Annotated in this window: 9 protein-coding genes; 4 read left to right on the top strand and 5 right to left on the bottom strand. The window is 75.4% G+C overall.

Features of this window, described 5'->3' with window-relative positions; all coding sequences use genetic code 11:
* Positions 1-277: 277 nt before the first annotated feature.
* From ACPXCB_RS10965 to ACPXCB_RS10955, 3 genes are all read right to left on the bottom strand, one after another.
* Positions 278-1,339: an IS110 family transposase gene (locus ACPXCB_RS10965; protein WP_425874481.1), complete on the bottom strand. Its 1,062-nt coding sequence runs from the start codon at positions 1,337-1,339 to the stop codon at positions 278-280.
* 251 nt (positions 1,340-1,590) lie between these two features.
* Complete coding sequence (locus ACPXCB_RS10960) at positions 1,591-2,466, bottom strand: S66 peptidase family protein (protein WP_425874515.1); 876 nt, start codon at positions 2,464-2,466, stop codon at positions 1,591-1,593.
* 100 nt (positions 2,467-2,566) lie between these two features.
* Entirely contained in the window at positions 2,567-2,983 is a 417-nt protein-coding gene (locus ACPXCB_RS10955; protein WP_425874480.1) for a VOC family protein, read from the bottom strand.
* A gap of 76 nt (positions 2,984-3,059) precedes the next feature.
* Between ACPXCB_RS10955 and ACPXCB_RS10950 the strand changes: the two genes are divergently transcribed.
* The 3 genes from ACPXCB_RS10950 to ACPXCB_RS10940 all read left to right on the top strand — a co-directional run bounded on the left by ACPXCB_RS10950 (position 3,060) and on the right by ACPXCB_RS10940 (position 7,587).
* Positions 3,060-3,650, top strand: a complete 591-nt coding sequence (locus ACPXCB_RS10950; protein ID WP_425874479.1) for a TetR/AcrR family transcriptional regulator — start codon at positions 3,060-3,062, stop codon at positions 3,648-3,650.
* A 68-nt stretch (positions 3,651-3,718) separates the two neighbouring features.
* The gene (locus ACPXCB_RS10945) at positions 3,719-4,486 is read left to right on the top strand and encodes a type 1 glutamine amidotransferase (protein WP_425874477.1); all 768 of its coding nucleotides are present in this window, start codon (positions 3,719-3,721) and stop codon (positions 4,484-4,486) included.
* Complete coding sequence (locus tag ACPXCB_RS10940; protein WP_425874475.1) at positions 4,486-7,587, top strand: bifunctional [glutamine synthetase] adenylyltransferase/[glutamine synthetase]-adenylyl-L-tyrosine phosphorylase; 3,102 nt, start codon at positions 4,486-4,488, stop codon at positions 7,585-7,587. The genes ACPXCB_RS10945 and ACPXCB_RS10940 overlap by 1 nt, the downstream gene beginning before the upstream one ends.
* A gap of 21 nt (positions 7,588-7,608) precedes the next feature.
* On the opposite strand, the gene ACPXCB_RS10935 is transcribed toward ACPXCB_RS10940, so the two are convergent.
* Both ACPXCB_RS10935 and ACPXCB_RS10930 read right to left on the bottom strand, forming a co-directional pair.
* Positions 7,609-8,316, bottom strand: coding sequence for a class I SAM-dependent methyltransferase (locus ACPXCB_RS10935; protein ID WP_425874473.1), 708 nt, complete (start codon positions 8,314-8,316; stop codon positions 7,609-7,611).
* A 140-nt stretch (positions 8,317-8,456) separates the two neighbouring features.
* On the bottom strand, positions 8,457-10,295 hold the full coding sequence (locus ACPXCB_RS10930; RefSeq protein WP_425874471.1) for a hypothetical protein: 1,839 nt from the start codon (positions 10,293-10,295) through the stop codon (positions 8,457-8,459).
* A 44-nt stretch (positions 10,296-10,339) separates the two neighbouring features.
* On the opposite strand from ACPXCB_RS10930, the gene mptB reads away from it, so the two are divergent.
* Positions 10,340-11,740, top strand: a complete 1,401-nt coding sequence (gene mptB / locus ACPXCB_RS10925) for a polyprenol phosphomannose-dependent alpha 1,6 mannosyltransferase MptB (RefSeq protein WP_425874469.1) — start codon at positions 10,340-10,342, stop codon at positions 11,738-11,740.
* Positions 11,741-11,820: the final 80 nt, after the last annotated feature.

Raw genomic sequence — 11,820 nt, 5'->3', positions numbered from 1 at the left:
TCGCCGTCCGCTACGAAGCCACCGTGCACATCGCCGCGATCAACGAGTGGCTGTAACCGACTTCGACACAGGCCCTAACCCCCTGACCCACCCACCGGCCCCCACCGGCCCCCCACCTCCGCCCTCGGCGCGCCCTCGGCGCGTTGATCATGAAGTTATTGCCGCAGGGCGCCCGTATTGCCGTAATTAACTTCATGATCAACGGGCCGGGCGCGGGGTGGGGTGGGCGCGGGGTGGGGTGGGGGGCGCGGGCGGGGTGGGCGGGGAGGGGACGCTCCTATGGCGCGTCAAGTGGCGGGGGTGGGTTTTCGAGGCGTCGGTAGAGGTCTCGGGCGATGTAGCGCTTGAGGCAGCGTTTGATTTCGCGGTCGGTTTTGCCTTGGGCGCGGCGGCGGTCGGCGTAGGTGCGGGTGGGTTCGTCGTAGCGCAGTCGGGACAGGGCGATGGTGTGCAGGGCGCGGTTGAGTTGGCGGTCGCCTGAGCGGTTGAGGCGGTAGCGGATGGTCTTGCCGGAGGACGCCGGGATCGGGGCCACGCCGGCGAGCATGGCGAAGGCGGCGTCGTTGCGGCAGCGACCGGGGTGGGACCAGGCGGTCAGGACGGTGGCCGCGACGATCGGTCCGACGCCGGTGAGTGTGAGCAGGTCGGGACGCCAGGAACGGACGATGGTGAGGATTGCCGTTTCGTGGGTGGCGGCTTCGGTTTCGAGGGTGCGGATGCGTCGGGCGAGGTCGCGTAGCACCGTCAACGCGGTGATGATCTCGACATCGCCGCTGACTGGTGTGGGCCGCAGCCGGGCGGCGGTGCTGATCATCGCGCGGGTGTTCTGCCCACGGAACCGGGATCGGACCGCCTCCGGGGCGGTGACGATCAGGGCGTGGAGTTGCCGTTGAGCGGCGGTGGCGGCCTCGACGGCTGCGCGGCGGGCGGTCAGTCGCATTTGCAGCGCTGCCCGTTCGGGGCCGGTCTTGGGCTGCGCCAACTGGGTGCGGGCCAGAGCGTCGCGGGCGGCGCGTTCGGCATCGATCGGGTCGGACTTCGCCCCGGCTCGGCGGGCCGGCCGCTTGGGGCGGTCCAGTTCCACGACCAGCTCACCGGCGTCGGCCAGGTGTCGGTGAAGGCCGGCGCCGTAGCCGCCGGTGCCTTCCATCGCCCAGGCTCGCAACCCCGAGTGCTGCCCGGCCAGGGCCAGCAGTTGTGCGTAACCATCCGGATCAGCGGTGACGGTCGTGCGGTCCAGCACAGCACCGGTGCGGGCATCCAGGACCGCTGCGGTGTGGGTGTGCTTGTGAGTGTCGACGCCGATGACGACTTCGACCAGATCTGCCAGCATGGACATGCGTTCTCTCCTCACCGTGGGGACGCAAGGGTCCGGTCCGGTGCGGAGATGGCAGGACTGTGATGAGACACGCCAGCCGCTAACTGGCGGTCAAGCTCCTGATCAGGCCAAACGTCTCCCGCCGGGCCGGCGCCGGCAGTAGCAGACGGACAAGTCCCGTCAAAGGCACAAAGCCAGTCAGACGAAGAGTCACGCCTGCCACTGCCAGCCATCAGCTCATCACTACTGAACCGACCCCGCCATGCTCACAGTCAGCGGACGGCGGGGGTGACCGTCAGGGTGCCGGTTTCCGTGTCGAGGGTGGCGTCGGTGCCCACGGGGACGGTGAGCTGGCCGGGGCCGTGACCGATCGGCAGGCCGCCGAGGACCGGGACGCCGAGGTCGCCGAGGCGCTCGGAGAGCACGTCGGCGACGCCGACCGACCAGCCGTCCGCGCAGTCGGTGAACTGGCCCACCGCGACCCCGGCCAGCCCGTCCAGGGCCCCGGCGCGGCGGAGCTGGGTGAGCATCCGGTCCACCTTGTAGGGCGGCTCCTGGACGTCCTCGACGAGCAGGACCGCGCCGGTCAGGTCCGGCATGTCCGGGGTGCCCAGCGACGCCACGACCAGGCAGAGGTTGCCGCCGAGCAGCGGGCCGGTGGCCCGGCCGGGCACGCGTACCGCGAAGGTCTCCTCCTCGGCGACGGCGCTGACCGCGACCGGTTCGGTGGTCATCAGGGCGGCGTGCAGCGACTCGGCCGAGCGCAGCGGCGTGCGCTCGTCCAGCCAGGCCGCCCCCGGGCCGTGCACGCCGGCCAGTCGGGCGCCCCGCCAGAGGGCGAACTGCAACGCCGTGATGTCGGAGAACCCGGCGACCACCTTCGGGTCGCGGCGTACGGCGGCCATGTCGATCGCGTCGACGATCCGCTGCGCGCCGTAGCCGCCCCGGGTGCAGATCACCCCGCGCACCTCGGGATCGGCGAACGCCGCGTTCAGGTCGGCGGCGCGCAGGTCGTCCGCGCCGGCGAGGTAGCCCTGCCGGGCGTACGCGTTCGGCGCCAGCACCGGCCGCAGCCCCCAGCCGGTGAGCAGTTCGACACCCCGGGCCACCCGTTCCGGCCGGGTCGGCCCGGACGGCGACACCAGCATCACCGTGTCGCCGGGGCGCAGCGCCGGCGGTCGTACGGCGGTGGCGGGACTCGTGCAGGCAAGGTCGGACACAGCGGCAGAGCCTAGTCGCGCGGGCGGCTCAGCCGTCGAGGTACTGCTCGGCGTACGCCCCCGACGGTGGGATGGGCGTGATCACGTCGATCAGCACCCGGTCGGGTGCGGCGACGATGAAGTGCCGCTGCCCGAAGTCCTCGTCGCGTAGCGGCAGTTCGGCGTGCAGTCCGCCCCGGACGACGAGCCGCTCCCATTCGGCGTCGACGTCGGTCACCTCCAGGTTGAGCAGGAGTCCTCGCGCGGGTTCCCGGTACGCCTCGGGCAGTGTCGGGTGCTGGTGGTCGAGCAGCGCCAGCTCGTACGCGGGTGGTCCCGGTCGGCGCAGGCTCACGTACCAGTCGGCCTCGAAGGTCGTCTCGAAGCCGAAGAAGCGTCGGTAGAAGTCGTGTGACTCGCGCAGCTGCGTGGTGCAGACGACGGGGTAGAAGCTGGTCAGGTTCATCTCGGCCCTTTCGCATACCATCGGTATGTCAAGGACCGTATTTCACATACCGTTGGTATGTCAACGAGGGGGCGCGATGACCGAGGGTGTCCGGGCGCAGCAGCGGGAACAGACCCGGCGGGCCCTGGTGGCCGAGAGCCGGCAGCTGTTCGCCACCCGGGGCTACGCGGCGGTCGGCCTGGCGGAGATCGTGCGGGTGGCCGGAGTCACCAAGGGCGCGCTCTACCACCACTTCGCCGGCAAGGCCGAGCTGTTCCGGGCGGTGCTGGCGGAGGTGCAGCAGGAGGTGGCACACCGGGTCGCCACGACCGCCGACGCCGAGGCGGACCCGTGGGCCCGGTTCACGGCGGGCTGCCAGGCGTTCCTCACGGCGAGCACCGATCCCGAGATCCAGCAGATCATGTTGATCGACGGCCCGGCCGTGCTCGGCTGGAACGAGTGGCGCGCGCTGGACGAGGCGGCGTCGGGCCGGCACCTGGCCGACGCGTTGACCCAGCTGATCGAGGAGGGGCTGATCGCGCCGCAGCCGGTGGCGCCCCTCACCCATCTGCTCTCGGGTGCGATGAACGAGGCGGCGCTCTGGATCGCCGGGGCGGCCGACCCGACCGCCCTGGCCGACACCCGCACCGCCCTGGCCCGGATGCTCGACGCGCTGCGCGCCTCCTGAGTTCGATCGTCCGCCGCGCCGGTGGAGGCGTTCCGGGTCCGTCCGGGCCACCGGCTAGCCTCGACGTCGTGGCTACCGCGCTGGTGATCGAGAACGACCCGACCGACGACGTCCGACGGCTGGGCGAGTGGCTGACCGAGGCCGGCCTCGACCTGTGGGTGGTTCGCGCCCACGCCGGTGACGAGATCCCCGCCGACCTGGAGGGATACTCCGCGCTGGTCGTGCTCGGCGGCGCGGTGGCGCCGTACCCGCTGCCGGACGGGTCGCCCGCCGCGTCCTGGCTGCCGGCGCTGGAGGGGCTGCTGCGCAAGGCCGTCCGGCACCGGGTGCCGACCCTCGGCATCTGCCTCGGCGCGCAGCTGCTGGCCACGGCGCACGCGGGCGAGGTCGTGCGCAGCCCGAGCGGCCCGGAGGTCGGCCCCTGCGTGGTCGGCAAGCGGGACGCCGCCGACACCGACCCGCTGTTCCGTTACGTCCCGCTGATCCCCGACGTGTTCCAGTGGCACGCCGACGAGATCACCGAGCTGCCCCGCGGCGCCACCCTGCTGGCGGCCTCCACCCGCTACCCCCACCAGGCGTTCCGCCTCGGCGACCGGGCCTGGGGGTTGCAGTTCCACATCGAGTGCGACACCGCCATGATCGCCGACTGGGCAGCCGACTCGAGGCTGCTGGCCGAGCTGGGCTACGACCCCGACCTGGTGGTGGCGGCCTGCCACGACGTGATGGTCGACGTCGAGGAGGTCTGGCAGCCGTTCGCCGCCCGGTTCGCCGCGCTGGCCCTGGGTGAGCTGGAGGACGCCACGCCCCGCCGCAGCCTGCCCCTGCTCGGGCAGTGATGAGCCGGCCGGCCAGGGCCGCGGGACGGCTCGCCCGCTACGGCTTCGGCACCGACGGCGGTGCCGGCGCCACCCGCGCCGCCGACCTGCTCGGCCCGGACGGGCTGGGGCTGTGGCGGCCGGACGTGCAGGAGCCCACCGACGGCCGCGCGACGGAGCTGCTCGCCGCGCTCTCCCGGGCCGCCGACCCGGACCTGGCGCTGCGCCAGCTGCACCGCATCGTCGAGGCCGAGCGTCGGATGGCCGCGAACGGCACCGGCCCCGCCACGGGCCGTTCCGGGGGGAAGGCCCACCCCGGGACGCCGGTCGAGGCCGAGCGTCGGGTGGCCCTGGAGCAGGTGCCGTCGGCGCTGCTGGCGGGGCTCGCCGACGACCCCGGCCTGCGCCGCCGGCTGATCGCCGTCCTCGGCGCCTCGTCGGCGCTCGGCGACCACCTGGTCGCCAACCCGGACCAGTGGCCGGCGCTGCGCACCGCCCCGGACGGGCTGGCGCCGACCGCCGAGGGGCGGCTAGACCTGTCCGGCGACGGGCAGCCGGTGACGGTGCTGCGCAGGGCGTACCGGCTGGCGCTGTTGCGGATCGCGGCGGCCGACCTGACCGGCGGGCGGGGCCTGGAGCAGACCATGGCCGCGCTCTCCGCGCTGGCGGACGCGACCCTGGCGGCGGCGTACGAGATCGCGGTCGGCGAGCTGCCGGAGGGCACCCCCCGGCCCCGGCTGGCCGTCGTGGCGATGGGCAAGTGCGGCGGCGACGAGCTGAACTACGTCTCCGACGTCGACGTGATCTTCGTGGCCGCCGAGGACGACGACCTCGCCGCGGCCACCACGGTCGCCACCCGGCTCATCCACGTCTGCGGGCTGGTCGCCTGGCCGGTCGACGCGGCCCTACGTCCGGAGGGCAACCGGGGGCCGCTGGTGCGGACGCTGGCCAGCCACCTCGCCTACTACCGGCGGTGGGCGCGCACCTGGGAGTTCCAGGCGCTGCTCAAGGCGCGGCCGGCGGCCGGCGACCTGGCGCTGGGCCGGGAGTGGATCGACCAGCTCGCCCCGCTGGTGTGGCGGGCCGCCGAGCGGCCCGAGGCGGTCGAGGACGTCCGCGCCATGCGGCGCAAGATCATCGACAACATCCCGCCGAAGGAGCTGGAGCGCGAGATCAAGCGGGGTCCGGGCGGGCTGCGCGACATCGAGTTCGCCGTGCAGCTGCTGCAACTGGTGCACGGCCGGGGCGACGAGTCGCTGCGGGTGCCCGGCACCATCCCGGCGTTGCGCGCGCTGGTCGCCGGCGGCTACGTCGGCCGGGCCGACGGCGAGGCGCTGCTGCGCGGCTACCGCTTCCTGCGCGGCGTCGAGCACCGCCTCCAGCTCCAGGGGCTGCGCCGCACCCACACCGTGCCGACCGAGCCGACCGCGCTGCGCTGGCTGGCCGCCGCGCTGGGCCACACCGCCACGCCGGGCCGCAGCGCCGTCGAGGAGTTCCGCGCCGAGTGGGTCACCCACGCCGCCGAGGTACGCCGCCTGCACGCCAAGCTGCTCTACCGGCCGCTGCTGGAGTCGGTGGCCCGGGTGCCGGCCGACGGGCTGCGACTGACCCCCGAGGCGGCCCGGCACCGGCTGGAGATCCTCGGCTTCGCCGACCCCGCCGGGGCGCTGCGTCACCTCCAGGCCCTCACCGGCGGGGTGAGCCGCACCGCCGCCATCCAGCGCACCCTGCTGCCGGTGCTGCTCAGCGAGTTCGCCGACGCCCCCGAGCCGGACCGCGGCCTGCTCAACTACCGGCAGGTCTCCGACAAGCTCGGCAGCACCCCCTGGTACCTGCGCCTGCTGCGCGACTCCGGGCCGGTGGCCCGCCGGCTGGCCCGGGTGCTCTCCTCCTCCCGGTACGCCGCCGACCTGCTGGCCCGCGAGCCGGAGGCGCTGCGGCTGCTGGCCGAGGAGAGCGAGCTGGTGCCCCGGCCCCGCACGGTCCTCTGCGAGGGCTTCGCCGCCGCCGCGGCCCGGCACGCCGACCCGGTCGAGGCCACCCGGGCGATCCGCGCGCTGCGCCGTCGGGAACTGGTCCGGATCGCCTGCGCCGACCTGCTGTGCCGGGCCGGCTCGTTGGCCCCGTCGCCGCCCCGGCCCGACGGCGGGCGGGCGGCGCTGGGCCTGGCCGACGTGACCGCCGTCGGCACCGCCCTGGCGGACGTCACCGACGCCACCCTGGCCGCCGCGCTACGGGCCGCCCGCGCGGCCCAACCGCCCGTGCCGGGGCTGCGCTTCGCCGTCATCGGCGTGGGCCGGCTCGGCGGGTACGAGTCGAACTACCTCTCCGACGCCGACGTGCTCTTCGTCTACGACGCGCCGGCCGGCGCGGGCGACGGCGCGGCGGGTGCCGCCGCCCGCGCGGTCGCCGAGGAGCTGCGCCGGCTGCTCGGCATGCCCGCGCCCGACCCGCCGCTGGGCGTCGACGCCGACCTGCGTCCGGAGGGCCGGCAGGGCCCGCTGGTGCGCAGCCTCGCCGCCTACGCGCAGTACTACGCCCGCTGGTCGAAGGTGTGGGAGGCGCAGGCGCTGCTGCGTGCCCGGTTCGTCTGCGGCGACGCCGACCTCGGCGCCGAGTTCGAGGCGATGATCGACCCGGTGCGCTACCCAGCCGACGGGCTGAGCCGCGAGCAGGTGGTGGAGATCCGCCGGATCAAGGCGCGGGTGGAGCACGAGCGGCTGCCCCGGGGCGCCGACCCGGCCACCCACACCAAGCTGGGGCGGGGTGGCCTCGCCGACGTCGAGTGGGCGGTGCAGCTGCTCCAGCTCCGGCACGCGGGGGCACTCCCGGCGCTGCGCGGCACGCGTACGCTCGACGCCCTCGCGGCGGCCCGGGACGCGGACCTGGTCGACCCGACGGACGCCACGGAGATGGCGGCCGGCTGGACGCTGGCCGCGCAGGTCCGCAACGCGCTGATGCTGGTCCGGGGCCGGGAGGGCGACCAGCTGCCCCGGCACGGCGTCGAGCTGGCCGGGGTGGTGCGGCTGCTGGGCCGCGACGATCCCGGCGAGTTCCTCGACGAGTACCTGCGCACCTGCCGCCGCTCCCGGGCGGCGATGGAACGGGTGCTCGACTCCTGAGCCCGCCGGGCGCTGCGGACCTCAGCGGCGGCGGTGGACCAGCACCACGTGGTCGACCAGCTCGCCGGTCTCGCCGTTCGGGCCGGTGGCCTGCCGGCGCGGGGCGTCGAGCCGCTCGGTGTCCCACCGGTCGGGGTCGAGGTCGAGCGCGGCCAGGGTCTCCTGCGGGGTGGGGAAGCGGGCGTGCGCGTGGTCGCGCCGCCCCCACGGCGGGACCTCGCCGTGGTCGACGACGAGCAGTCGGCCGCCGGGGGCCACGGCCCGGGCCGCCGACCGCAGCAGCTCCGCCCGGGGGAGCTCCAGCGGCGACTGGAGGAACTGCGCGGAGACCAGGTCGTACGCGCCCGGCGGGAAGGTCCGGGTCAGGTCGTGCCGGCGGAACTCGATGCGGGACGCGACCCCGGCGGCGGCCGCCTCCTCGGCCGCCCGGGCCAGGGCGGTCTCGGAGACGTCGACGGCGGTCACCTGCCAGCCCCGCGCGGCCAGCCAGAGCGCGTCGCCGCCCTCCCCGCAGCCGAGGTCCAGCACGGTGCCGGCCGGCAGCGAGCCGGCGACGTCGACCAGGATCGGGTTCGCCCGGCCGCTCCAGACCCTCTCGTGCCGCCCGTAGTGCTCCTCCCAGAACCGCGCGGTCTCCTCGTCCACGTCCGGGTGCCGTCGCCCGTCGTGGCCGGAGGTCGCCCTGGTGTCGTCGTGCCGGTGCCCACCGGTCGTCGCGTCGTGCCGCACGTCTCGTCCTCCTGGTGTGCTGCCTGCCTCCTCGCCGAGCATGCCGACTGCGACGAGGTCCTACCTGCCACGTCGATCGTGGCGTGGCGGCAGCGCGGGAGCAAAGTTTGTTGCCGGGTTGGCAATAGTCGGGTGACCGGTCAGCTGCCGAGCCGGTACTGCCCGGCGCGCGGCACGGTCACCACCGTCCAGTCGCCGGCGGCGGCGACCGTGGCCCCGCCCGAGGCGGTCAGCCAGCGGCTGTGCCGCACCCGGACCGGCACCGTGCCGGCTTCCGGCGCCCGGAACGTCACCGACGCGCCGTCGTGCGCGACCAGCTCGGCCGGCGCTTCGACGATCGGGGTCGGGTCGGTCACCGCCCAGACCCGCCAGTGCGGGTCGGACCAGACGGGCGTCAGGTAGGGCAGCCCGCCCGCGACCAGCTCGGCCTCGGCCCGCCCCACCCAGGACAGCGGGGCGTCCGGCACCGCGACGAACTGCACCGCGTTGGCGGTGAGCCAGTCCCGGTAGCTCGCGCCGGTCAGTGGCACCCCGGTGCCCGCGGCCCCCGGGACGGTGGTGAAGAAGAGCGGGTTGCGGTCGATGTCGGCCTGCCGCAGCCAGCCCCGGGCCAGGGGCACCTCGCCCAGCCTCGCCGCCTCCCAGTAGTTGCGGGTCGGCGGCACCTCCACCCGGCCGGTGAGGCGCTGCCCGTCGAGGAACGCCCGCAGCGGCGCGAAGTAGGCCGCCCGGCTGGTCGGGTCGTCGACGCTGCGCAGGTCGGCGGGGGACACCGGCGGCTGCCACCAGCACACCGCCGCCAGCAGCGCGGCCAGCACGACCCCGCCGCCCCAGGCCCGTCCGCCGCCACTGCGTGTTCCGGCCAGCACGATGCCGCCCCGGGCCCCGGCCGGTCCGCCGCCACTGCCTGCTCCGGCCGGCGCGAGGCCGCCCCGGGCCTTGGCGGCGATGTCGGTCGGCGGTCCGTCGGCGGGCGGCACGACGGCCGGGGACCGGCCGGTCCGGGCCAGCCACGCCGTCAGCCGGGCCGGGGGGCGGGCGGCGGCGGCCAGCAGGGGCAGGGCGAACATGACGGCCAGCCGGGTGGCGTTCAGCCCCACCGGGGTGTGCACCAGCGCCGCCGCGAGCACCCCGGCCGCCGAGAGCAACGCCCCCACCCGCACCGGCCGGTACCCCACGAGCGCGGCCACGAGCAGGCTGGTCAGCACGGCGCGGACCGTGTCGGTGCGGCTGATGTTCATCCAGCCGCCGTCGCCGAAGAACAGGGCGGTCAGCCCGAGCGGCAGCGCGGCGGCGACGCCGAGCACCAGGCCGTCGGCGTACCGGCGGGTCAGCAGGAGCGCCGCCCCGGCCAGGCCGACGAAGAGACCCGCGACCGGGCTCGTCGCCGAGGCCAGCAACGCACCGGCCGCCGCCAACCCGAGCCGCACGAGCCGCCGTCGCCGCCCCCGCCTGTCGGGGCCCGCGCCGATCGGTCCACCCGGACCCGCGCCGGTCGGTCCGCCGGGGCCGGAATCGGGCGGTCCATCCCGGGCGCCGCCGGTGGGGGCAGTCGGGCCGAGGGTGAGGGCCAGCAGCGCGCCGAGGCCGAAGGCCACCCCGAGGCTGTACGTCACCCGGCCCGAGACCAGGTTGGCGGCGATCGTGAGCACCCCGACGAGGCTGCCGAGCAACGGGCGGGGCACCCCGGTACGCACCAGCAGCGCCGCGAACGCGGTCGCCGCCGCCACCAGGGCCAGCGCGCCGGTGACCCGTACCCCGAGCAGGGCCATCACCGGCTGGGAGACCAGGCTGTAGCCGAACTGCTGCACGCCGCCGTACCAGCGCAGGTCCACCGGGGCGAGGCCGTGCGCGGCGAAGAAGTCGGCCCGGGCCACCTGCGCGGCGAGGTCGGAGCCGGTCGGCGGGAGGGCGACATACGCCACTGCGAGGAGCACGGCGGAGACGGCGGCCACCGCCACCACCCGACTGCGCCGCATGCCCACCTCCGTACCGCGACCACCGTACTGGCAGCATGTCCGGCGTGCCTCACCACCTCGCGCGCTGGATCGGCCTCGTCGGCTCGACGCTGCTCGCCGTGGCCGCGTTCCTCGGCGGAGCGTTCCCCGACGGCGACCTGCGCCCCACCCCGGTCAGCATCTGGCAGGGCCCGTACGGCCCGCTGATCATCGCCACCTGGGCGGTCGGCACCGGCGCGATGGCGTACGCCTGGTGGACGCTGCGCGACCGGGTGCCGTCGACCCGCTGGGCGCTGGTCACCGTAGGGCTCTGGCTGCTGCCGCTGCTCTTCACGCCGCCGCTGGGCAGCCGGGACGTCTACGCGTACGCCTGCCAGGGGGCCAGCTACTCCGCCGGCCTGAACCCGTACGAGCAGGGCGTCTCGGCGCTGCCGTGCCCGTGGCTGGACACCATCTCCTACATCTGGCGGGACACCTCGGCCCCGTACGGGCCGCTGTTCGTGCTGCTCGCCGGGGCGGTGGTGAAGGCCACCGGATCCCTGTACGGCAGCATCGTGCTGTTCCGGCTGCTCGCCGTCGTCGGGGTGGGGCTGACGGCGGCCTGCCTGCCGGCGCTGGCCCGCCGCTGCGGCGTACCGGCCGGGCGGGCGATCTGGCTGGCGCTGGGCTCGCCGCTCATCGGGGTGCACCTGGTCTCCGGGGCGCACAACGACGCGCTGATGGTGGGGCTGCTCGTCGCCGGGCTGGCCGTGGTGGTGTCCCGGCCGGGTCGCCCCGGCCCGCTGCTCGGCGGGGGAGTGCTGCTCGGCCTCGCCGTCGCGATCAAGGTGACCGCGCTGGTCGTGGTGCCGTTCGCGGCGCTGGCCGCGATCGTCGGGACGTACTCGATCAGGGCGCTGGTGCGCGACGGCGGGTGGGTGGTCGGCGGGGCGGTCGCCGCCGTGGTCGGCGCGACCCTCGCCACCGGCCTGGGCTTCGGCTGGGTGACCGGGCTCGAACAGGGCGGCCTGGTGATCGCCTGGACCTCGCCGCCGACGGCGGTGGGGCAGACCGTCGCCTACCTCGCCGCGCCGTTCGGCTGGCACGGCGACCCGCTGCCGGTCACCCGGGGCATCGGCATGGCGGCGCTGGCGCTGGTGCTGCTCTGGCTGTGGTGGCGGGCGCGCACCCGGGAGCCGATCTGGCACGCCGGCCTGGCGCTGGCCGCCACTGTCGCGCTCGCCCCGCTCTTCCACCCCTGGTACTGGACGTGGCCGCTCGCGGTGCTCGCGGCCACGGCCCGGCGCACCGGGTGGTTCGCGGTCGTCGCGATCGTCTCGTCGTTCCTGGTGCTCGCCGACGGCACGGGGCTGGCCCGGTACACCAAGACCGTCGGGGCGCCGCTGATGACGCTGTTCGTGATCGTGGTGGTGGTCCGCTTGGTACGGTCGGCCCGGGCGGCCCGTCGACCGGCCGCCGTGGACTGAGGAGAGGGACGCCGGTGACCACTCCCGGCACCCCGCCGGCCCCACCGCCTGACCCTTCGTCGCCGTCGTCTGGCCGCCCG

Origin of the sequence: Micromonospora sp. DT62 (assembly GCF_049847285.1) — a bacterium.
Classification (GTDB): domain Bacteria; phylum Actinomycetota; class Actinomycetes; order Mycobacteriales; family Micromonosporaceae; genus Micromonospora; species Micromonospora reichwaldensis.
This window is presented reverse-complemented; position numbering and strand designations above follow the sequence as displayed.

Bases quoted from the DNA above. Each gene is read 5' to 3' on its own strand.
- ACPXCB_RS10965 (WP_425874481.1), bottom strand. From the start codon at position 1,339: ATGTCCATGCTGGCAGATCTGGTCGAAGTCGTCATCGGCGTCGACACT.
- ACPXCB_RS10960 (WP_425874515.1), bottom strand. From the start codon at position 2,466: ATGCTGGTGTCGCCGTCCGGGCCGACCCGGCCGGAACGGGTGGCCCGG.
- ACPXCB_RS10955 (WP_425874480.1), bottom strand. From the start codon at position 2,983: ATGAACCTGACCAGCTTCTACCCCGTCGTCTGCACCACGCAGCTGCGC.
- ACPXCB_RS10950 (WP_425874479.1), top strand. From the start codon at position 3,060: ATGACCGAGGGTGTCCGGGCGCAGCAGCGGGAACAGACCCGGCGGGCC.
- ACPXCB_RS10940 (WP_425874475.1), top strand. From the start codon at position 4,486: ATGAGCCGGCCGGCCAGGGCCGCGGGACGGCTCGCCCGCTACGGCTTC.
- ACPXCB_RS10930 (WP_425874471.1), bottom strand. From the start codon at position 10,295: ATGCGGCGCAGTCGGGTGGTGGCGGTGGCCGCCGTCTCCGCCGTGCTC.